Raw genomic sequence first — 22,076 nt, 5'->3', positions numbered from 1 at the left:
GGGTCAGACCGCAATACGGGAACGTTTCTTGACGCCATAGACTTCGTGAAGGAAGGCCATGGTGAGTTCCGAGTTGTTCGGTTTTCCGAACAGGTAGCCCTGCCCGCCGGTGCATCCGAATTCCGTCAGCCGCGCAGCCTGGGCATCGGTCTCGATGCCTTCGGCCACTACGTTCATGCCGAGCCCCTCGCACATGGCAAGAATGGCGCGGATGATGTGCTCCGACGGCTTGTCCTCGAGGATCGACGAGACGAAGGCGCGGTCGATCTTCAGCTTGTCGAACTGGAAGTCGCGCAGGCGTCCGAGCGAGGACTGACCGGTGCCGAAATCGTCGAGCGAGATGCGCATGCCGACGCCGCGCAATTCGCTGATGATCTTCTCGGCGGAGCTCGCGTCGGTCATCAGGCCGGTCTCGGTGATCTCGATCTCGAGCCGGCGCGGGTCGAACTGGTTGCGGGCGAGCATCGACAGCACCTGGTAGGCGGTGTTCTGGTCGACCAGCTGCGAGGGCGACAGGTTGAACGACAGGAATAGCTCGTCAGGCCACTGATTGGCGGCGCGCGTCGCCTTCTCCAGGAGCAGCTGGCTCAGCGATCCGATGATGCCGCGCTCCTCGGCAATCGGGATGAATACGTCCGGCGGCACGAAGCCGAGGTCGCGATCGGTCCAGCGTGCAAGTGCCTCGAAGCCGATGACGCGGCGGCTGCGCAGATCGACGATCGGCTGGAAGAACGGCTCGACCTCGCCGGCGGAAACGGCGCGGCGCAACGCCTGCTCGATGCGGGTGATGCGCTTGGCGGCTTCTTCCATCTCACGGGTGTAGACCACCACCTTGCCGCGCCCGGAGCGCTTGGCGTGGTAGAGAGCAGTTTCCGCCTTCGAGACCAGCGTCTCGGTGTTTTCATCGCACGAGAACAGCAGAGAGCAGCCGGCGGAGGCGGAGAGCCGCGCGGTGCGGTTGCCGACGTCATAGGGAGCCGACAGGATCTCGATCAGCATGTTGGTGCGCTCGACTACCGCTTCCTCGCTGAACACCATCGGAAACAGGAAGGCGAACTCGTCCGCGCCCACGCGCGAGACCGTCGAGTGCGGGTCCATCGCCGCGCGCAGGCGCATCGCGACCTGCTGCAGGATGTCGTCGCCCGCCTTGCGGCCGAACAGGTCGTTGATCGGCTTGAAGCCGTCGAGGTCGAGGATGCCGATCGCAAACGGCGCCGGATCGTCGGCGCGCTCGACGATGAGGCGGTCGATCTTGTCGAAGAACCGCCGCAGATTGCCAAGACCCGTCAGCGGATCGGTGAAGGCAAGATCTGTACCCTCCGAAGCAACTGGTCCTATGGCAAACGGGTTCGGCATTGTCTCCCCTGACGCTAGGTACGTTTGGTTTTCCCCAGTAAGACCCTCTCACAAAAGTGTTTAGGAAGCGTATCGTTGCCGCAGATTTCCCTTTATTACCTGTCGCTTACATGAACCTGCCATATCAGCAGGGGTCCCGTTGCGGCAGTTTGGAGCCAGTCGGGAACCTGCCCGCCCGCAAGGCGCGCAACGAGCCCCTCAGGCGCCCATTTCACGAGCGCATTCGTCTCCGGATTGCCGGGGCAGAGCGCGACGTAGTCAACGCCCGTTTTCAGCGCCAGCTCCGCTGCTTCGTCAGCCTTCGCCATCATCAGGTCGAGATTGGCGACATTGCCCTGCTGGTTGCGATGATAGGGGCCTGCAAGTACCCGGTGCGGAGTGTTGGCAAGCACCGATGAACCGAGATTGGAGATGACGGCGATGGTTCCCGGCGGCAGCGCGGCAGCGGCCGCATAGTCGGCATGGGCATAGCATTCCGACGCGGTTTCCCCGGCGGCCGCTTCTTCTTCCGACAGAAACGGCATCGCGACCAGCTGCCAGACGAGGTTCGCCGAGACGATCCACGACAGCGCCATTGCGAACTGCGCCATTGGCGTCTTGTCCCGCTCGGCGCGGGCGCGCGCTTTGCCGATCCACGCGGCCAGCGCGATGGTTGCGAGGGGCACCGAGAAGGTCGAGCCTCGCACCTGCCAGATGCTGACCGCAAACGCCATTGCGAGGAATGCTGCGACGATCATCGCCTCGCGCCGCTTCTCAGCCCGCAGGATCATCGCGGCAAGCACCAGAATTCCAAGCAAGGGCGTCACATAGACGGTCAGCAGCTTTGCCGGTTCGTCGTGCAGCAGCGCGATGAACGACTGCGCCTCGACCACAGATCCCAGCCAGAATTCCTTCAGGCGCGGATCGAGATCGGCATAGGGCTCGCCAAGGCACTGCGGAAATCCAATGACGAGGATCGCGCCGCAAATGGCGCCCAGCGCTGCCAGCGCAATAAGCCGGCCAATCCACCGCGACTGCAGTGCCGGCACAGAGGCAATGGCCGCGAGTCCCGCCCCGCCAAGGACGCCCAGCAGCGCCTGCGGCAGCGAGAAGGCGTCGCATGCTGCGGCGAAATAGGACTGCGGGGCGATGGTGGCGAAGAAGACGGCGGCGCAGGCAGCTGCAAAGCCCGCCCCGAAACGTCGGGCAATCCGTGCGCCGCTTTCTCCATCAAACAGGAACCATACCGCCGCGATGACGCAGGCCGCGGCCGCGTAAGGTGCGGCCTCCATGCCGACCGCGAGCATTCCCGCCGCACAGATTCCTGCCCATGCCGGGCGCTTGCCGTCGATCAGGCAGGCGATCGCGGCAAGGGTCAGCACCAGCTGAACGTTGTGATGGTCGAGCGCGCCGGGCCGGAACACGCCAACGAAATAGAGCGAAAGCCCGCCGAGGATGAAGCCAGGCAGGATCGCAGCTTCCCCGCCGAGCGCGCGGGCGGCACGAAAAATCAGGTAGAGCGAAGCCGCGAACAGGAGGCTCGGCCAGATGATGAGCGCCACCGTTTCGCCGAACAAGGCGACCAGCAGCGCAATCGGCGCGTCGACCAGCCGCGACCAGTGCATCGCAAAGCCGCTCTCGAGCCCCATCCGGTACTGCGTCGGGTCATACCAGCCTTGTCCGCCAAGCAGGTCGCGGACCTGCACCAGCCGCAGCACGCTGTCATTGTCGCCGCCGCTGTCAGCCAGCGAGGGAAATCCGCGTGCTGTATGGAAGGCTAGCATCGCGGCTGTGCCGGCAAGCGCCATCGCGGCATGGCCGAGGGCATTCGAGCGGGAATTCCCGCCTGCACAGACATTGGCAATATCCATACTGCTCCCCCACCTTTCCCGCTGCGAAGCCTAGCCCGCACCGCTTCAGAAAGGGTAAAGCCGCCGCCCGCCGTTTCCCGCCGGTCTAGGCAAGAGCGCCGCAAGCATCTAAATGCGGAGAACGTCAGGAACACGGGAAGGTCACATGTCGCTCAAGGTCGCGGTCCAGATGGACCACATCTCTACGGTCAACATCGCCGGGGATACCTCGTTCGCGCTGTCCCTTGAGGCGCAGCGCCGTGGCCACAAGCTCTATCACTACACGCCTGACCGCCTGACCATGCAGGACGGCCGCGTCTTCGCCCGCATCGAGGAGATGGAAGTCCGCGACGTGAAGGGCGACCACTACACGCTCGGCGAGCCGGTCCGCACTGACCTCTCCGAGATGGACGTGATCCTGCTGCGCCAGGACCCGCCCTTCGACATGAACTACATCACCACCACCCACATGCTGGAGCGCATTCACCCGAAGACGCTTGTGGTCAATGACCCGGCCTGGGTGCGCAACAGCCCGGAGAAGATCTTCGTCACTGAGTTCCCCGACCTGATGCCGGAGACGCTGATCACCAAGGATCCGCGCGAGGTCATGGAGTTCCGCGAAAAGTACGGCGACATCATCGTCAAGCCGCTCTACGGCAATGGCGGCGCCGGCATCTTCCATCTGCCGGAGGCCGACCGGAATCTCTCGTCGCTGCTCGAGATGTTCGGCCAGATCTTCCGCGAGCCGTTCATCGTCCAGCGCTACCTCAAGGACGTGCGCAAGGGCGACAAGCGCATCATCCTGATCGACGGCGAGCCGGTCGGCGCCATCAACCGCGTCCCGGCCGAGCATGATGCGCGTTCCAACATGCACGCCGGCGGCCGCGCCGAGCCGACCGAACTCACCGAGCGCGAGCGCGAGATCTGCGACCGCATCGGCCCGTCGCTGCGCGAGCGCGGCTTCATCCTCGTCGGCATCGACGTGATCGGCGACTACATGACCGAAATCAACGTCACCTCGCCGACCGGCGTGCGCGAAGTGAAGCGCTTCGGCGGCGCCGACATCGCGGCTCTCTTCTGGGATGCGGTCGAAGCCAAGCGCTGATCTTTTCTCTTCCGCGCAGGCGCGCCGCAAGGCGTCGCCCGCCGCCGTTCTTCCGCATCTCCCGCGCTGACCAGTAGAAATGCTGGAGACGTTGCTGTTCCTAGAAGCAACGCATCAATAGGCGCGGCCAAATTTCCGAATGCATCAGGAACAAACGTTCCGGAACTGCAACCTTTTGCAACCTTCAAGCAAATTGTTCTGCAAATGTTCTTGTAAATTGGTTGTGCTTGTGCTTCTCTGAAGGCGTAAGGTTCCGTTCGGGGACACGCCGCCATGCGGCGGGGCAGGGGGCAGCATGATCGCACGCGTCACCACTGTCGCCTTCGAGGGCATCGAGGCCATTCCGGTCGATGTCCAGGTCATGGTCGCGCCCGGCAAGGTGGGCATGCAGATCGTCGGCCTCGCTGACAAGGCGGTGGCCGAAAGCCGCGAGCGGGTGCAGGCGGCGCTCCATGCCTCCGGCCTTGCCATGCCGGCCAAGCGCGTGACCGTGAACCTTGCGCCTGCCGATCTGCCGAAGGAAGGCAGTCATTATGACCTCCCGATTGCACTCGGCCTGATGGCTGCGCTCGGCGCGATCCCCCCGGATGCGCTGGCCGACTATGTCGTTGTCGGAGAACTCGCACTCGACGGCACCACCGCCCCGGTCGCCGGCGCTCTGCCTGCCGCGGTGGGCGCCAATGCGCTCGGCAAGGGGCTGATCTGCCCGCATGCCGTCGGTGCGGAGGCCGCATGGGCCGGCGCCGACATCGACATCCTCGCCCCGCGCAGCCTGATCGCGCTTGCCAACCACTTTCGCGGCCTGCAGGCGCTCTCGCGCCCCGAGCCCGCGATCCAGCCGCCGGCATCGAACCTGCCCGACCTTGCCGACATCAAGGGGCAGGAGAGCGCCCGCCGCGCGCTGGAGATTGCGGCCGCTGGCGCGCACAATCTTCTGATGGTCGGCCCTCCCGGTTCCGGCAAGTCCATGCTGGCTCAGCGGCTGCCGTCGATACTGCCGGCGCTGTCACCGCGCGAACTTCTGGACGTGTCGATGATTGCTTCAATGGCGGGCGCCATTCCAGGCGGGCGGCTGTCGGACCGCAGGCCGTTCCGTGCGCCGCATCATTCCGCGACCATGGCAGCCCTTGTCGGCGGCGGCATGCGGGTGCGTCCCGGCGAGGCCTCGCTTGCCCATCACGGGGTTCTCTTCCTCGACGAACTGCCGGAATTTTCGCCGCAGACGCTCGATGCGCTGCGCCAGCCGCTCGAGAGCGGCGAGTGCGTTGTCGCGCGCGCCAATGGCTGCGTCAGCTACCCGGCAAAGTTCCAGCTCGTCGCGGCGATGAACCCGTGCCGATGCGGCATGGCGGGCGAGCCCGGCCATCGCTGCGCGCGTGGCGACCGCTGCCGGGCCGATTATCAGGCGCGGCTGTCCGGCCCGCTGCTCGACCGTATCGACCTCAGGATTGAGGTGCCGGCGGTGACCGCCAGCGACCTCATCGCTCCGGGCCGCGCGGAATCAAGCGCGGTGGTTGCCCAGCGCGTCGCCCGCGCCCGTGAATTGCAGGCTGCGCGCTACCAGGCGCTGGGCATCAGGGATGTTACGGTCAATGCGCATTGCCCGACGGGACTGATTGAGGAGATCGTCAAGCTCGACCAGCCGGGATCAGCGCTGCTGCGCGATGCCAGCGACAAGCTCGGCCTTTCCGCCCGCGCCTACCATCGTGTGCTGAAGGTCGCGCGCACCATTGCCGATCTCGACGGCGCAGACAGCGTCGGCCGTATCCATCTGGCAGAAGCGATTTCCTATCGCATGGCGGGCGAGCGCATGCGCCAGGCTGCGTGAGGGGGAGACAGGGTACTCGCGACCGTTAGCGGGCAGCTCGAAGCCGCTCCGCCCGCGGGCAGAGGAAATGCGGAATGCTCAGTCCACCGAGCCGACCAGCATGTTCTGGTCGTCGTAGATCGTCACCCAGCGGCCGGTATGATTGGCGGCCTGCCGCTTGAGGAACTGGTAGCCCGTCTCGTTCCAGGCGCGCAGCTCGTCATTGAGGTTGTCGAGGATGAAGTCGCCGCGGTTGGTGCGAACCGTCAGCACTGCATGCCCCTCGCCGTCCGGCTTGCGCAGCACGGTGATCAGCAGGTTGGACAGCGAAATGCCGAGCGCGTTGAGCTGGCGACGCTTCTCGAGGACATAGTCCTCGCAGTCGCCGACGGACTGCTCCGGATACGCCCAGTATTCGTCCTGGCCGTAGACGTCATAGTCGCTCATCGGCTTCACAGCCGCGTTGACCGCCTTGTTGACTTCGCTGATCTGGTTCCACAGGGCGTCGGTGACGATCACCGGGCCGCTGTCGCGCGGACGGATCGAGCATTCGGAAGCGAAGCGCTTGCAGAATTCGTAGTGGCCAATCGGCTGGGAGGTGAGGCCGCCGGTGATCATCGCGCCGGCGCCGGACGCCTGCGTCGTCGATCCTGTCGCTGCTGCGATGAGCAGGAGAGAAGCCGTGAAAATCCCCGGCTGCCACCTGCGAAGCGTGGCCCACATACGCCCTAACCCCAAGATCACTGCGTGTTTTAGTCGTTAATGAACTGTTAACGACTGAACGGGGCGGAAGTCAATGAACGGAAGGGCTGGATTGAGCTTATGGTTACTGAAGCCACGTTACTGTTGCGCAAGGCACACAGTGGCATTCGCCATCAGCTACCTTTAGCGGGACGCTTGCGGCTTGTCGACGTCGTTGAGGTCGCACCTTGCGTCTGAGCGGCCATGAAGTCGACGATGCGAGGCACGATTTGCGAGCGGAAGCGCGAGCCGTTGAACACGCCGTAGTGGCCGACCTGCGGCTGCACATAGTGCGCGCGCTTTTCCTGCGGAATGTTGATGCAGAGGTCGTGCGCGGCCTGCGTCTGCCCGAGCCCGGAAATGTCGTCGTTCTCGCCTTCGACGGTGAAGAGCGCGACGTTGCGGACGGCGGTGAGGTCGACCTTCTCGCCCCGGTGCATCATCTGGCCCTTGGGCAGGTCATGGCGGACGAAAACAGTGTCCACTGTCTGAAGATAGAATTCTGCCGTCAGGTCCATCACGGCGAGATACTCGTCGTAGAACTCGCGGTGCTTCTCCGCCGAGTCGCCGTCGTTCTTCACAAGGTGCATGAAGAAGTCTTTGTGCGCGATCAGGTGACGGTCGAGGTTCATCGACATGAAGCCGGTGAGCTGCAGGAAGCCGGGATAGACGTCGCGGCCCGCGCCCGGGTTCGGCCACGGCACCTGCATGATGACGTTCTCGCGGAACCAGTCGATGCCCTTTTCCTCGGCGAGCTTGTTGACGGCTGTCGGGTTGCGGCGCGTGTCGATCGGCCCGCCCATCAGCGTCATGCTGGCCGGCGCAAACTTGTCGCCGCGCGCCTCCATGACGGCCACCGCAGCCAGCACCGGTACCGATGGCTGGCACACGGCCATCACATGCGTGTTCGGCCCGAGGTGGTGCAGCATGTCGATGATGTAGTCGACGTAGTCGTCGAGGCCGAAGCGCCCGTCCGAGGCAGGCACCATGCGCGCATCGGCCCAGTCGGTGATGTAGACGTCGGCATGCTCGGCCATTGAGCGCACCGTGCCGCGCAAAAGCGTGGCGTAGTGGCCCGACATCGGCGCGACGATCAGCAGTTTCGGATCCCGCTCCGCGCGCGCAGCCGGAAGGTCGCGCTCGAAGTTCAGCAGGCTGCAGAACGGCCGCGTCCACACCGTCTTCTCGCGGATCGCGACGCTCTTGCCGTCGACCGTCACGCTCTCGATGCCGAAGGCGGGCTTGGCATAGCGGCGCGTGGTGCGCTCGAACACTTCCGCCGCCGCCGCGACCGACCTTCCCATCGGCGTTGCCGCAAACGGGTTGAGCGGGCTTTGCGAAATGACGCGCACGGCGTCCGCATAGGCCCTCAGGGGCTGGAGGGCGGCATGGTTGAGTTCGTAGAGCTGATAGTACATTCGCGACGACCTCGGGGCCTTTACCGCGGCCGGCATGCACGAAGGCGGCCGGTCAGGAAAAATTTTGCCGCAGAAGCTAACAGGCTTTTGCTGCGATGCAATAGAGTTCAGACGTTAAACACCGGGCGGACCGGCAGGTTGCATACAGCATCCGGCTTTTTGCGGCAGACTACCCAGCGGCAAGCCGCAACATGCAAAAAGGGGCGCCGCGGCGCCCCTTCAGGATACTTTCTTGAAAAGAGGGTTCAGCCCTCGAAGCCGTCGATGATCACCATGTCGGCATCGGCGACGGTGACGCGAATGGCCTTGGCGGCCTGGTATTCGGGGCTGTTGTAGCAGTCGATTGCCGCCTGCATCGACGGGAACTCGATGACGACGTTGCGGGACCGGCCTGAGCCTTCCATCACCTCGTAGGTGCCGCCGCGTGCAAGGAACCTTGCGCCATAGCGCTCGAATGCAGGCTTAGCCGTTGCAACATAGTCCTTGTAGCGCTCCGGATCGCGGACATCGACATGCGCGATCCAATATCCCTTGGCCATGCTTTTCCCTCCCTTGGTTGATGGTGTCAGGCGGCTTGCATCTCGTCGAGGATCGCCTGTGCGGCAGCGCGCCGGTCCGGTGCGCCGATGATCGGACGGGCGACGACAAGGTGGGTCGCGCCGGCGCGCAGCGCATCGGCCGGCGTCATCACCCGCTTCTGGTCGCCCTTTTCCGCTCCGGCTGGGCGAATACCCGGAGTGACGATCGCCATGTCGCCGCCGAGGATCTCGCGCACCGCGGCGGCTTCCGCAGCCGAGCAGACGATGCCGCCCATGCCGGCCTCGCGCGCCTGTGCGGCGCGCTTGCGCACCAGCGTCGCCGGATCGTCGGCGTAGCCTGCTTCGCGCACGTCGTCGGCATCCATCGATGTCAGCACCGTCACGCCGAGGAGGCACAGGTCAGAGCCCTTCGCAGCGGCGACCGCCGCGCGCATCGCCTTCGGATAGGCATGCAGCGTCAGCATCGACACGCCCATCTTGGCGATGTTCTCGACGCCTTCGGCAACTGTGTTGTCGATGTCGAGCAGCTTCATGTCGAGGAAGACCTTCTTGCCTTCCGCCGCGAGGTCGCGGGCGAATTCCAGGCCGCCGCCAAAGACCAGCCGGTAGCCGATTTTGTAGAAGTCGACGACCCCGTCGAGCTCGCGCACCGCCTTCTCGGCCTCGGCTACGGTTGGAAGGTCGAGGCCGACAATCAGGCTTCCATTCATCAGCGTTCTCCTCGCGACTGCGCGGACAGAAGCCACGCATGTTCGGTAAGTGTCTTGCAGACCGTCTGCATCGATCTCAGCATTCTCTCCTCGACGAAATTGCCGTGTTCGTCAAAGGCATTTGCCCCGTCAGGCACAAGGCATTGCGGCGTGATGAGGTCTGCCTGCATGTGCGACAGGATCTGGCGCAGGTGCGAGACGGCGCGGATGCCGCCCCAGCGCCCGTCGGAGGAGCCGCACAGGGCGATGATTTTGCCGTTGAAGGGTTTCACCTTCTTGCCGTTGTCGGTGCGAATGCGGCTTACCCAGTCGATCGCGTTCTTGAGCAGCGGCGGCACCGAGCCGTTGTATTCGGGCGTCGCGATCAGCACGCCGTCATGGGCGATCATCAGCCGGCACAGCCGGTAGGCGTTCTCCGGAATGCCGTGCTCAGCCTCGTAGTCCTGGTCCATTATCGGCAGCGGGTAGTCGCCGAGCGAGATGCGGGTCACTTCCGCGCCGAGCAGCGCCAATTCCTTCTGCGCGACGTCGGCGGTCTTGCCGCTGTAGGCGCCGGTCCGGGTCGAGCCGGCGAAGACGAGTATTTTCGGATTCATGTGGCTGGCGATCCCGTTGCGTGTCCTCTCGATATAACCGAGGCAACGGGACCGTCAAAGGTGTGGCCCCCGGAAGGGTCAGGACGCCATCGGACGGCGGTAGACCCATAGCTGTGCGGGCGGAATGTTGCGCAGCACGAGGTCGAGATGCTCGACAACATAATTGCCCTTGTGAGCGGGCACCGGCGAGCGGGGCGAATAGGTGATCTGGACCACCGGCCGGCCGATCGGCAGACGGTCGAGCAGGGCTTCGACATAAGCGATCCGCTGGGGAACAGGGAAGCTCAACAGCGGCACGGCGGAAATCACCGAATCGAAGCGTTGGTCGTGCTTGTCACCGAGCGTCTTGTCGAGGTTGAACGCGTCGCCGTGGATGATGTTCACGTCCGGAAAGTGCTCGCGCAGGTGTTCGACGAAGTCGGGAGAATATTCGACCGACCAGAGGTCCTGCGGCGCGACGCCGGCCTCCAGAATCGCCTTGGTGATGACGCCTGTTCCGGGTCCCAGCTCCAGTACCGGCAGGCCCGAGGCGGGGTTGATGACGCTCGCCATCTTGCGGGCGGTAATGCTGCTGGTTGGCAGGATCGCGCCGACCGCCTTGGGCATCTCAATCCAGGTCCTAAAGAACTTCAGCTCTTCGTCGAATCGCTCAGCCAGAGACCTGCGGAGATTGCCTGCCATTTCGATGTCGCCTCCAGAACAGAAAATGTCGCAGGGCGTAACCTATGCGCAAGGCTATCCTTTGGGAACCCTCTGCGGGGATTTTTACCGGCCGATTTTACCCAGCGGCATGCTTGCGTTCAGGAGCCGCCGAGCGCCAGAAGACAGCGCCCTAAAGAAATTGAGCCCCTTGCGGGGCTCAAAACGTGTCTTGCTTAGGCGCTGGAGGAATCGAAGAATTCCTTCATCCGCGCGAAGAAGCCGGTCGACTGCGGGTGGTTCTCCTTCGAGGAGATGCGCTCGAATTCCTCGAGCAGTTCGCGCTGGCGCTTGGTCAGGTGTTGTGGCGTCTCGACCGCGACCTGAATGTAGAGATCGCCGACTGTCGACTGGCGCAGCACCGGCATGCCCTTACCGCGCAGGCGGAACTGCTTGCCGTTCTGCGTGCCTTCCGGAACCTTCACGCGCGTCTGCGTGCCGTCAAGCGTCGACACCTCGAACGAGCCGCCAAGCGCCGCTGTCGTCATCGAGATCGGCACCTTGCAGAAGAGATCCGCGCCGTCACGCTGGAAGATGTCGTGCGGCTTGATGGAGAGGAAAATGTAGAGGTCGCCGTTCGGCCCCCCGCGCAGGCCCGCCTCGCCTTCGCCCGCCAGGCGAATGCGGGTGCCGTCCTCGATGCCTGCCGGAATGTTGACTGAGAGCGTACGCTCCTCGGTAACGCGGCCCTGGCCGGAGCATTTTGGGCACGGATCGGCGATGATCTGGCCCTTGCCGTGGCAGCTCGGGCAGGCGCGCTCGATCGAGAAGAAGCCCTGGGTGGCGCGCACGCGACCCGCGCCGCCGCACATTTGGCAGGTCACGGGCTGGGTTCCGGGCTTGGCGCCCGAGCCGGTGCAGTCGTCGCAGACCACCGAGGCAGGAACGTGGATCTGCGCCGTCTTGCCCGTGAAGGCTTCCTCGAGCGTGATCTCCATGTTGTAGCGCAGGTCGGCCCCGCGCTCGCGGCCGCCCGACGAGCGGCCGCGCCGGCCCATCATGTCGCCGAAGATGTCCTCGAAGATGTCAGCAAATCCGCCGGCGCCAAAGCCGCCACCGCCGCCCATGCCCGCGTTCTCGAAGGCTGCGTGGCCGTAGCGATCATAGGCTGCCCGCTTCTGCGGGTCCTTGAGGCACTCATAGGCCTCGTTGATTTCCTTGAACTTGGCTTCGCATTCCGCATCCCCCGGGTTCCGGTCAGGATGATACTTCATTGCGAGCTTGCGGAACGCACTCTTGAGTTCCTTCTCGTCCGCTCCCTTCTGAACGCCGAGGATTTCGTAGTAATCCGCCTTCATGTTCGCCTTGGTCAACCTGCCTGGATTGCGCTGAGGTTGCGCTGTCTCGCGGGAAGCCCGCCGGAAATGCTTGCTCCCATTTAGTGAGCCCCGATGGCGTATGCTAGGGGAGGGCTCTCGTACAAGCAGCTTTTTGCCGGAACTGGGACGAAATGCGACTATTCTGCAGCAGAAAGGGACTGCTTGCGCTGCGTCAGCACACCCTCATGCCAGCCCACAACGGCCTGTCCGACGGGCCGCTCGAACCAGCGATTCGAGGCGAGGGCGACAAGAAGCACCGTCCCCATCGGGAAGAGCCAGTACACGAAGAAGGGCATGACGTCCTGCGGTTCGAGCACCATGCGCCAGATCACTGAAAACAGCCCGACCTCAAGCACTGGGTGAATGAGGTAGATGCCGAACGACACCTGGCCGAGCCCGTGCAGCGGCTTGAGGAAGTTCGCCCCGTCCGGATTGTTCTGTTCGGCAAGTGCGGCAAGAAACACGGCGCTGGCGAGCAAGGCGAGGGAGAGGTGGCCGTTCGCGCCGAAGTACATCGTGGCCAGCGACACGAAGAACAGCGTCCACGCAGGCAGGTGTGAACGCAGCATCCAGCGCGACCTTCTCACCAGCACAGCGATCAGCGCACCGACGGAAAAGTCGGCGAAGGCGCGGAACGCCGCCCATGAATTCGTCTTCAGCCAGGATCCTTCTGGGATCAACCCTGCGGCGCTGATCGCTTCGAGGGAGAGGATGGCGAGTGCAGCGATCACTGCGAGCCCGATGGCGCCGGAGAACTTGAATGCCGCCACCAGTAGCGGGAAGACGAGGTAGCAGAACCATTCCGCCGACAGCGTCCAGGCGACATAGTTGAAGGTCAGGTATTCAACGAGGCCCCAGCTCTGGATGAGCAGCAGGTTGTGCGGCAGGKATTCGAAGTCGAACCGGKGSGCCCATCCGGTCGTCACGTAGCCGAGCTGGACGGCAATGCCGATACCGATGAAGAAGAGAAGCGTCGCGAAGTAGAGCGGGTAGATGCGCGCAAAGCGGCGGACGATGAAGCGGCGAACCGAGCCGGCGCCCTCCAGCACGCTGTCGCCGTGATGCAGCATGATGAGGAAGCCGGAGATCATGAAGAACATGTCCATGACCGGCAGCAGCCGGTGGAGCGATTCCTCCATCCAGCGGAATTCGGCCGGCGCATAGCGCAGGAAGTGGAAGCTCATCACCCCCACTGCCGCAAACAGCCGCCAGAAATCCAGCACCCGAAAATGCTGCAAGCCCACCCCCGTCTTCGCATGCCGCGCGGGCGGTACCCCCGGGACATGCGAACCTGTTGCCTCTTGATGAGGATAGCAGGTTCGGTGACGGCCGCAGCCGTTACCTTTTATTAGCCTTAACGGCGGCGGGCCGGAAAAGAAAAACCCGGCATGAGGCCGGGTTCTTCAGGTTGATGGCGTTTGACCGGATCAGGCCGACTTCTTGTCGTCGTCGTCCTTGATCTCCTCGAAGTCGGCATCGACGACATCCTCGCCGTCCTTCTTCGCGTCGGCGCGGGCGTCAGCCTCTGCAGCCTCGGTCTGGCTTGCCTCGTACATCGCCTGGCCAAGCTTCATCGAAGCTTCGGCAAGGGCGTTGGTCTTTGCCTTGATGTCCTCGACGTCGTCGCCCTCGGCTGCAGTCTTCAGCGCGGCGATGGCATCCTCGATGGCCTTGCGGTCATCGGCCGATACCTTGTCGCCGTAGTCCTTGACCGACTTCTCGGACGAGTGGATCAGGGCTTCTGCCTGGTTGCGGGCCTCGACCAGCTCGCGCCGCTTCTTGTCGGCTGCGGCGTTGGCCTCGGCGTCCTTGACCATCTTCTCGATGTCCTCGTCGGAGAGGCCACCCGAAGCCTGGATGCGGATCTGGTGCTCCTTGCCGGTGCCCTTGTCCTTGGCCGAGACGTTGACGATGCCGTTGGCGTCGATGTCGAACGTGACTTCGATCTGCGGCACGCCGCGCGGTGCGGGCGGGATGCCGACGAGGTCGAACTGGCCGAGCAGCTTGTTGTCGGCAGCCATCTCGCGCTCACCCTGGAAGACGCGGATCGTCACGGCGGACTGGTTGTCCTCTGCCGTTGAGAAGACCTGGCTCTTCTTGGTCGGGATCGTGGTGTTGCGCTCGATCAGGCGGGTGAACACGCCGCCCAGCGTCTCGATGCCCAGCGACAGCGGGGTCACGTCGAGCAGCAGCACATCCTTGACATCGCCCTGCAGAACGCCCGCCTGGATCGCCGCGCCCATGGCCACAACCTCATCCGGGTTGACGCCCTTGTGCGGCTCCTTGCCGAAGAACTGCTTCACGACTTCCTGGATCTTCGGCATGCGGGTCATGCCGCCGACCAGAACCACCTCGTCGATCTCGCCAGCCTTGAGGCCAGCATCCTTGAGCGCTGCCTTGCACGGCTCGATGGTGCGCTGGACGAGGTCATCGACCAGCGACTCGAACTTCGCGCGGGTCAGCTTCATCGTCAGGTGCTTCGGACCGGTCGCATCCGCCGTGATGAACGGCAGGTTGATCTCGGTCTGCGAGGCAGCCGACAGCTCGATCTTCGCCTTCTCGGCAGCTTCCTTCAGGCGCTGAAGTGCGAGCTTGTCGTTCTTGAGGTCGATGCCCTGTTCCTTCTTGAACTCGGTGGCGAGGTAATCGACCAGGCGCAGGTCGAAGTCTTCACCGCCGAGGAAGGTGTCACCGTTGGTCGACTTCACCTCGAACACGCCGTCACCGATCTCGAGCACCGAGATATCGAAGGTGCCGCCGCCAAGGTCGTACACGGCGATGGTCTTGCCGTCCTTCTTGTCGAGGCCGTAGGCGAGCGCGGCAGCGGTCGGCTCGTTGATGATGCGCAGGACCTCGAGGCCGGCGATGCGACCGGCATCCTTGGTTGCCTGGCGCTGTGCGTCGTTGAAGTATGCCGGAACGGTGATGACGGCCTTCTCGACCTTCTCGCCGAGATAGGCTTCCGCCGTTTCCTTCATCTTCTGCAGGATCATCGCCGAAATCTGGCTCGGCGACTGCTTGCGGCCGCCAGCCTCAACCCATGCGTCGCCATTGTCGCCATTGACGATGCGATACGGGACAAGCTCCTTGTCCTTTGCGGTAACCGGGTCGTCAAAACGGCGGCCGATGAGGCGCTTGATCGCGAACAGCGTGTTTTCCGGGTTGGTGACCGCCTGGCGCTTGGCCGGCTGACCGACAAGGCGCTCGCCGTCGTCGGTGAACGCCACCATGGAAGGCGTGGTGCGCGCGCCTTCGGCGTTCTCAATCACCTTGGCGTCCTTGCCGTCCATGACGGCGACGCAGGAGTTGGTTGTTCCGAGGTCGATGCCGATAACTTTCGCCATGTTCAATCTCTCCATTAGCAGGCCGTCAATGGACCCTATGAGGCGTTCCTGGGACGGCCCCTTACACGTAAATTTCACGGCGAGCCTCATGGTCGATGACCTCCCCGTGATGATGTCGCGTATATAAGAACCGTCATGTTGCGCTGCAAGCACTTGCGCCGGTCAGTTCTGTGTTTGATCTGCGTTAGTTGGCGCAGTTGACAACTGGCAACACCGGGCGCCCTGACTGGGCCCGTCGACACGAGACGGACATGACGATGACGAACCGCTTTTTCATCTTTGCCGGCGGCATTTCCGGCGCAACCGGCGTCGCCCTTTCGGCCGCAGCGGCGCATATCGGCGGCGGCACGGTCGAGACCGCCGCGCACTTTCTCTTGGCCCACGCGCCTGCCTTCCTTGCCCTCGGCTTTCTTGCCCGCATGAAGATCCTGACCGCCGGTGCCTGGCTGCTCCTGGTCGGCGTTCTGGTCTTCAGCGGCGACCTTTTGATGCGCAACTACGTCGGCACGCGCCTCTTCCCCATGGCCGCCCCTACCGGCGGCACGGCGATGATCCTCGGCTGGCTGGTGATCGCCGCCGGCGCATCTTTCGCGCGAACGGAGGGGTGAGCAGGCTCGGATGGCGAGGCTTCTTTGACAGAACGTCCTGGGAGGCCTGCTGCTCAGCTGACCTGTGCGAGCGGCCTTCTGTCCGTCCCGTTTATGTTTCGATCGAATTGATCCCGCCGCGCTGGCCGGAACGGTTCCGGAWTGGATGCCACGGTCAAGCCGTGGCATGACGAAGGGGTTAGGCGGCAGCGCAACCGCAGGGCACTCCATTGGCGGATGCGCCGCCGGAGAAGCATATGACCGGAGAAGGATATGACGGTGCCTATCCACCTCGTCATGCCCGTGCTCGACACGGGCATCCATGCCTGAACAGCGAAGAAGCCACGACGGTGGAGAATTTGCGCGTCGCTTCTGGTTCCTTCCCAGCGCAGTGCACTTCACGCCCCCTCCGGCGCTTCGCGCCACCTCCCCCGCTTCGCAGGGGAGGATCCACGTTGGCGCGTTTCATGGGCGCAGCGCTTGGAAAGCGATTCACAGCCGCATGGGCCTAAGTGCACACGCCCAAATAGTGCCTCAAAACTGAACCGAGCGCGGATGAAGGCCTCGGCCTTAGGATCCTCCCCCCACTCCGTAGGGGAGGGTCCACGTTCGCGCGTTTCAGGAGCGCAGCGCTTCGCCAGCAATGCACTGCCGCATCGGCCCAAGTGAACACTACCCAAACAGCGCCTCAAAATTGAACGCGAACGCGGATGAAGGCCTCGGCCTCGGGAGTCCTCCCCTACGAAGTGGGGGAGGGGGACCATGCGAAGCATGGTGGAGCGGGCGGGACGGGCGCTACATTGCAAAAATCTCTGGGGCGAACGTGGCGCACCATTCAGGCCGGCGTCACGGTGTGCGAGGCAGCTACCAGCTCGGCACTCCTCCCAAACCGCCATCTGTTCAAAGGTTGGCACGTTCCCACATCGCTCCGGTAGCTCCCCCAAAACAAAACCGCCGCCTCGGGGAGGCGACGGTCGTATTCAATGAGCAGTAACGGACAGAAAATCAGCCGCGCAGGACGCCGCCGGTCTGCTTAGCGACGTTCTCGACGATCTTCCGGGCGAGTGCCTCAAAGTCCTCGTCGGTGAGCGTGCGCTCGACCGGCTGGATCGCGACCTCGATTGCGACCGACTTCTTGCCCTCGCCGAGGGACGAACCCTCGAAGATGTCGAAGACGCGAACGCCGGTCACCAGCTTCTTGTCGGCGGCGCCGGCCGCCTTGCTGACCGCGGCCGCCTCCACCGTCTTGTCGACCACGAAGGCGAAGTCGCGGCGCACGGCCTGGAACGGCGACAGCTCAAGCCGCGGCTTGGTGCGGGTGGGCTTCGCCTTCGCTTCCGGAATTGCGTCGAGATAGACTTCGAAACCGCAGAGCGGGCCGGATGCGTCGAGCGCGTCGAGCGTCTTCGGATGGAACTCGCCGAACGTGCCGAGGATCACCTTGGGCCCGAGCTTGATCGTGCCCGAGCGGCCCGGGTGGTACCAGGACGGCCCGCCGGCCTCGACCTGCAGGCGATCGACTGGAGCACCCGCAGCTTCCAGCGCGGCAAAGGCGTCGGCCTTGGCGTCGAACACGCCAACCGGGCCCGCATTGCCACCCCAGTGGCGGCCGTGGCCTTCCATCTTCGCGGTACCGCGGCGCACGCCGCCGGCAACGCGGCGCTGAAGGTCGGGCGTATCGCCCTCATAGGTGCCGGAGACCTCGAACAGGGCCACGTCGCCGAAGCCGCGGTCGGCATTGCGCTGCGCGGCCGCGATCAGGCCCGGCAGCAGCGACGGGCGCATGTCCGACATGTCGGCCGCGATCGGATTGGCGAGCTTCAGCTCCTGCTGGCCGCCGCCGAACAGTTCCGCGTGCTTGGCCGGGATGAACGACCAGGTGACGGCCTCCATCATGCCGCGCACGGCGAGCGCGCGCTTGGCGTTGCGGGTGCGGATCTGGATCGGCGTAAGGATGCGGCCGTTGACGGCGTCGTGACTGGTCAGCGGCTGCGGCTCGATGCGGTCGACGCCGTGAATGCGCATGACCTCTTCAACCAGATCGGCCTTGCCCTCGACGTCGGGGCGCCAGGACGGAACCGAAACTTCCGCCGTCTCGCCGTTGCCCTTCGCGGCAAAGCCGAGGCGGGTGAGGATGGAGCGGCTCTCGTCGGCCGAGACCTCGATGCCGGTCAGGCGCTTCACTTCCGAGAACGGGAAGGTGATCGTCTTCGGCGTGTAGCCGGCATAGCCGACCACTTCGGCCTCGCTCGGCGTGCCGCCGCAAAGGTCGAGCACCATCTGGGTGGCGAGCTCGAGGCCCGGCACCATGAACTCCGGATCGACGCCGCGCTCGAAGCGGTAGCGTGCATCGGTGATGATGCCGAGGCTGCGCCCGGTGCGGGCGATGGTGATCGCGTCCCACAGCGCCGATTCGATCAGCACGTCGGTGGTGTTCTCGTCACAGCCCGAGTGCTCGCCGCCCATGATGCCGGCGATTGACTCGACGCCGTTGTCGTCGGCGATGATGTAGTGCGACGAAGCGAGCGTGTACTCGCGCCCGTCGAGCGCCAGCACCTTCTCGCCCTCCTTCGCGGCGCGGACGACCAGATTGCCGGCCACCTTCTTCAGGTCGAAGACGTGCAGCGGGCGGGCGCGGTCGAACGTCATGTAGTTGGTGATGTCGACCAGCGCGTTGATCGGACGCAGACCGATCGAGATCAGGCGCTGCTGCAGCCACTTCGGCGACGGGCCGTTTTTCACGCCGCGCACGAGGCGAAGCGCGAAGCCCGGGCAGAATTCCGGAGCCTCGATGACGACCTTGGTCGGGCAGGGGCCTTCGCCCTTGATCGCCGGAAGCGGACGCTCCTTGAGCGTGCCGAGGCCGGAGGCGGCGAGATCGCGCGCGATACCGTAGACGCCGGTGGCGTCAGGACGGTTCGGCGTCAGGTTGATCTCGATGACCGGGTCATCGAGCTTCGCCCAGCCGGCGTAGCTCTGGCCGACCGGCGCGTCTTCCGGCAGCTCGATGATGCCATTGTGCTCGTCGGAAAGCTGCAGCTCGCGCTCCGAGCACATCATGCCGTGGCTTTCGACGCCGCGGATCTTGCCGACCGACAGGGTCACATCGATGCCGGGCACATAGGTGCCGGGCGCCGCGAAGGCGCCGACGAGGCCGGCGCGTGCGTTCGGTGCACCGCAAACGACCTGAATCGGTGCGCCCGCGCCGGTGTCGACCGACAGCACCTGCAGCTTGTCGGCATCGGGGTGCTTCTGGGCGGTCAGCACCTTGGCGATGATGAACGGCTTCAGCACCGACTTGTCGTCGACGCTCTCGACCTCGAGGCCGATCATGGTGAGACGCTCGACGATCTCCTCCAGCGAGGCATCGGTGTCGAGGTGTTCCTTGAGCCAGGAAAGTGTGAACTTCATCGTGGTCTTTCCTTGGAAATTACTGGCTCAGGCCGCCGAACAGGGTCGGCAGGTCGAGCGGACGGAAGCCMTAGTGCGACAGCCAGCGGACATCGGCGTCGAAGAAGGCGCGCAGGTCCGGCATGCCGTACTTCAGCATGGCGATGCGGTCGATGCCCATGCCCCAGGCAAAGCCCTGGTACTCGTCCGGATCGAGCCCGCCGTAGCGCAGCACGTTCGGGTGCACCATGCCGCAGCCGAGGATCTCCATCCAGTCGTTGCCCTCGCCGAAGCGGACTTCGCCTGGACGCGAGCGATCGCACTGGATGTCGACTTCCAGCGACGGCTCGGTGAACGGGAAGAAGGACGGCCGGAAGCGCATCTTGACCTGCTTGACCTCGAAGAAGGCCTTGCAGAACTCCTCCAGCACCCACTTCATGTTGGCGACGTTAGCCGTCTTGTCGATGACGAGGCCCTCGACCTGATGGAACATCGGCGAGTGGGTGGCGTCGGAATCCTGACGGTAGGTCTTGCCCGGGATGACGATGCGGATCGGCGGCTTCTGCTTCTCCATGGTGCGGATCTGCACCGGCGAGGTGTGGGTGCGCAGAAGCTTGCGCTCGCCGTTCTCGTTCGGGTTGAAGAAGAAGGTGTCATGCATCTCGCGCGCCGGGTGCCCATCCGGGAAGTTCAGCGCGGTGAAGTTGTAGTAGTCGGTCTCGATATCCGGACCCTCGGCGATCGAGAAGCCGAGATCGCCGAAGATCGCGGTGATCTCGTCGATCACCTGGCTGATCGGGTGGATGCGTCCGCGCTCCGCCGGGGCGTCGCGGACCGGCAGCGTCACGTCGACGGTTTCCGCCTTGAGGCGGGCGTTGATGGCGACGTCGCGCAGCTCGGTGCGGCGGGCGGTCAGCGCCTGGGTGACCCGATCCTTGAGGCCGTTGATCGCCGGGCCCATCACCTGCCGCTCTTCGGGGCTCATTGCACCCAGCGACTTGAGCTTTTCGGAGATGCTGCCCTTCTTGCCGAGCGCGGCGACGCGGACCGCTTCAATAGCCGCTTCGTCGGAGGCCGCAGCGATGGCATCGCTTATCGAGCGTTCCAGTTGTTCGAGTTCACTCATGTGGGCGTCCTGATTTCATCCGTTGGCATGCGGACGGCGCGCGGCCGCTGTCAGTTCTGGAGTTTCAACAAGGAAAAACCCGCGCCAGCCCTGCCGGCGCGGGTTTCCCAATTCAGATTGCGAAAGCTTGGGAAGCGCGGCGGCCTTAGGCTACTGCGCTCTCAAACTGGTTCGGCGTGGTGTCCTTGAGATACTCAAGCGCGGTCTTCGACTTCGCGACGAGCGCGGCGAAAGCCTGCGGCTCGTGGATCGCGATGTCGGACAGCACCTTGCGGTCGATCTCGATACCAGCCTTGTTCAGACCATCGATGAAACGGCCGTAGGTCAGGCCGTGCTCGCGGACAGCCGCGTTGATGCGCTGGATCCACAGAGCGCGGAAATTGCGCTTGCGGGCCTTGCGGTCGCGGTAGGCGTACTGGAGCGACTTCTCGACTGCCTGCTTGGCAATACGAATGGTGTTCTTACGGCGGCCGTAGAAACCCTTAGCCTGGGCAAGAACCTTCTTGTGCTTGGCGTGGGCGGTAACGCCCCTCTTCACGCGTGCCATCTGATGATCTCCTTAAACTCGTTACCAGCCGGCTCTCAGAGGCCGCCGCCGTTAGGCAGGAAGTACGTCTTGACCTTCTTGGCATCGGGTTCAGCGAGAACCATCGTGCCGCGAGCGTCGCGGATGAACTTGTTGGAACGCTTGATCATGCCATGGCGCTTGCCGGCAGCGGCGGACAGAACCTTGCCGGTGCCGGTGATCTTGAACCGCTTCTTCGCGGCAGACTTGGTCTTCATCTTGGGCATTTTGCTTTCCTTTCTCTGCGCTCCGTTGCCGGAGCAGGTCTGCTTCAGGCCGACCAAAGCCTGAGAAGCATAAGAAACCGCCACGGCATGCCCTGCCGGGCGGCTCTTCGAACGCGCGCTCTATAGCGGAGTGCCCGCAAAAGCGCAACCTGACTCCGTTTCTTACTTCGGGGCCAGAACCATCATCATCTGCCGGCCTTCGAGCTTCGGCTCGGCTTCGACCTTCGCGATCTCGCTGACCTCAGCCTTGACGCGGTTCAGAAGCTGCATGCCGAGCTCAAGGTGCGCCATCTCGCGGCCACGGAAGCGCAGGGTCAGCTTGACCTTGTCGCCATCGTCGAAGAAGCGGCGGACCGCCTTCATCTTCGTCTCGTAGTCGTGGTCGTCGATGTTCGGACGCATCTTGATCTCCTTGATCTCGATGGTCTTCTGACGCTTGCGCGCCTCCGCAGCCTTCTTCTGGCTTTGGTACTTCATCTTGCCGAGATCGGTGATCTTGCAGACAGGCGGCTGTGCGTGCGGAACGATCTCCACGAGGTCCATGCCTGCATCTTCGGCCAGGAGCAGCGCCTCGTTGATCGACACGACGCCTCGGTTCTGTCCTTCAGCATCGATGAGCTGAACCTGGGGCACGCGGATCTCAAGGTTGGAACGGGGGCCTTCCTTGACAGGCGCCGTGGCTTTGAATGGTCTGCGAATGGTCGTAGTCTCCTCGAAT

The 22,076-nt window shown here is 64.0% G+C and carries 19 protein-coding genes; 3 read left to right on the top strand and 16 right to left on the bottom strand.

The features are described 5' to 3' along the window. Window positions 1-3: 3 nt before the first annotated feature. Together L610_RS02840 and L610_RS02835 are read right to left on the bottom strand one after the other, a co-directional pair. Window positions 4-1,356, bottom strand: a complete 1,353-nt coding sequence (locus tag L610_RS02840) for a bifunctional diguanylate cyclase/phosphodiesterase (RefSeq protein WP_024847030.1) — start codon at window positions 1,354-1,356, stop codon at window positions 4-6. A 95-nt stretch (window positions 1,357-1,451) separates the two neighbouring features. Further along, complete coding sequence (locus L610_RS02835; protein ID WP_144702330.1) at window positions 1,452-3,206, bottom strand: GtrA family protein; 1,755 nt, start codon at window positions 3,204-3,206, stop codon at window positions 1,452-1,454. A 145-nt stretch (window positions 3,207-3,351) separates the two neighbouring features. Here L610_RS02835 and gshB point away from each other — a divergent pair, with 145 nt between their 5' ends. Next, window positions 3,352-4,290, top strand: a complete 939-nt coding sequence (gene gshB, locus L610_RS02830) for a glutathione synthase (RefSeq protein ID WP_144702327.1) — start codon at window positions 3,352-3,354, stop codon at window positions 4,288-4,290. A 295-nt stretch (window positions 4,291-4,585) separates the two neighbouring features. Continuing rightward, window positions 4,586-6,118 carry a YifB family Mg chelatase-like AAA ATPase gene (locus L610_RS02825; RefSeq protein ID WP_144702324.1) on the top strand — a complete coding sequence of 511 codons (1,533 nt, stop codon included), beginning with the start codon at window positions 4,586-4,588 and terminating at the stop codon, window positions 6,116-6,118. A gap of 78 nt (window positions 6,119-6,196) precedes the next feature. Here L610_RS02825 and L610_RS02820 read toward each other — a convergent pair whose 3' ends face one another. The 9 genes from L610_RS02820 to dnaK form a co-directional block, all read right to left on the bottom strand. Beyond that, window positions 6,197-6,820: a transglutaminase-like cysteine peptidase gene (locus tag L610_RS02820; RefSeq protein WP_144702320.1), complete on the bottom strand. Its 624-nt coding sequence runs from the start codon at window positions 6,818-6,820 to the stop codon at window positions 6,197-6,199. A gap of 152 nt (window positions 6,821-6,972) precedes the next feature. Beyond that, window positions 6,973-8,256: a polyhydroxyalkanoate depolymerase gene (locus tag L610_RS02815; protein ID WP_144702317.1), complete on the bottom strand. Its 1,284-nt coding sequence runs from the start codon at window positions 8,254-8,256 to the stop codon at window positions 6,973-6,975. Between the two features lie 245 nt (window positions 8,257-8,501). After that, window positions 8,502-8,795 (bottom strand): DUF1330 domain-containing protein, encoded by a 294-nt coding sequence (locus tag L610_RS02810; RefSeq protein WP_144702314.1) that lies wholly within the window; start codon window positions 8,793-8,795, stop codon window positions 8,502-8,504. Between the two features lie 26 nt (window positions 8,796-8,821). Beyond that, window positions 8,822-9,505: an orotidine-5'-phosphate decarboxylase gene (gene pyrF / locus L610_RS02805; RefSeq protein WP_144702311.1), complete on the bottom strand. Its 684-nt coding sequence runs from the start codon at window positions 9,503-9,505 to the stop codon at window positions 8,822-8,824. Further along, window positions 9,505-10,101: an NADPH-dependent FMN reductase gene (locus tag L610_RS02800; RefSeq protein ID WP_144702308.1), complete on the bottom strand. Its 597-nt coding sequence runs from the start codon at window positions 10,099-10,101 to the stop codon at window positions 9,505-9,507. The genes pyrF and L610_RS02800 overlap by 1 nt, the downstream gene beginning before the upstream one ends. Before the next feature lie 78 nt (window positions 10,102-10,179). Continuing rightward, window positions 10,180-10,782: a phospholipid N-methyltransferase PmtA gene (pmtA, locus tag L610_RS02795; protein ID WP_144702305.1), complete on the bottom strand. Its 603-nt coding sequence runs from the start codon at window positions 10,780-10,782 to the stop codon at window positions 10,180-10,182. A gap of 194 nt (window positions 10,783-10,976) precedes the next feature. After that, entirely contained in the window at window positions 10,977-12,098 is a 1,122-nt protein-coding gene (gene dnaJ, locus L610_RS02790; RefSeq protein WP_024849462.1) for a molecular chaperone DnaJ, read from the bottom strand. Between the two features lie 158 nt (window positions 12,099-12,256). Beyond that, a complete protein-coding gene (locus L610_RS02785) occupies window positions 12,257-13,357 on the bottom strand; it encodes an acyltransferase (protein WP_144702302.1) in 1,101 nt (366 codons plus the stop codon). A gap of 189 nt (window positions 13,358-13,546) precedes the next feature. After that, the gene (dnaK, locus tag L610_RS02780; protein WP_024849464.1) at window positions 13,547-15,463 is read right to left on the bottom strand and encodes a molecular chaperone DnaK; all 1,917 of its coding nucleotides are present in this window, start codon (window positions 15,461-15,463) and stop codon (window positions 13,547-13,549) included. 251 nt (window positions 15,464-15,714) lie between these two features. Here dnaK and L610_RS02775 point away from each other — a divergent pair, with 251 nt between their 5' ends. Next, window positions 15,715-16,071, top strand: a complete 357-nt coding sequence (locus L610_RS02775) for a DUF423 domain-containing protein (RefSeq protein WP_144702299.1) — start codon at window positions 15,715-15,717, stop codon at window positions 16,069-16,071. Window positions 16,072-17,055: 984 nt separating this feature from the next. On the opposite strand, the gene pheT is transcribed toward L610_RS02775, so the two are convergent. The 5 genes from pheT to infC form a co-directional block, all read right to left on the bottom strand. Beyond that, complete coding sequence (gene pheT / locus L610_RS02770) at window positions 17,056-19,461, bottom strand: phenylalanine--tRNA ligase subunit beta (protein WP_144702293.1); 2,406 nt, start codon at window positions 19,459-19,461, stop codon at window positions 17,056-17,058. Between the two features lie 19 nt (window positions 19,462-19,480). Further along, window positions 19,481-20,566 carry a phenylalanine--tRNA ligase subunit alpha gene (gene pheS / locus L610_RS02765; protein ID WP_144702290.1) on the bottom strand — a complete coding sequence of 362 codons (1,086 nt, stop codon included), beginning with the start codon at window positions 20,564-20,566 and terminating at the stop codon, window positions 19,481-19,483. A gap of 145 nt (window positions 20,567-20,711) precedes the next feature. Next, on the bottom strand, window positions 20,712-21,113 hold the full coding sequence (gene rplT / locus L610_RS02760) for a 50S ribosomal protein L20 (protein ID WP_024849468.1): 402 nt from the start codon (window positions 21,111-21,113) through the stop codon (window positions 20,712-20,714). Between the two features lie 35 nt (window positions 21,114-21,148). Further along, on the bottom strand, window positions 21,149-21,358 hold the full coding sequence (gene rpmI / locus L610_RS02755; protein ID WP_024849469.1) for a 50S ribosomal protein L35: 210 nt from the start codon (window positions 21,356-21,358) through the stop codon (window positions 21,149-21,151). A 162-nt stretch (window positions 21,359-21,520) separates the two neighbouring features. Continuing rightward, a complete protein-coding gene (gene infC, locus L610_RS02750) occupies window positions 21,521-22,057 on the bottom strand; it encodes a translation initiation factor IF-3 (protein WP_024849470.1) in 537 nt (178 codons plus the stop codon). Window positions 22,058-22,076 lie beyond the last annotated feature (19 nt).

The sequence above is a fragment of the Aminobacter sp. J44 genome, assembly GCF_007829415.1.
Taxonomy (GTDB): Bacteria; Pseudomonadota; Alphaproteobacteria; order Rhizobiales; family Rhizobiaceae; genus Aerobium.
This window is presented reverse-complemented; position numbering and strand designations above follow the sequence as displayed.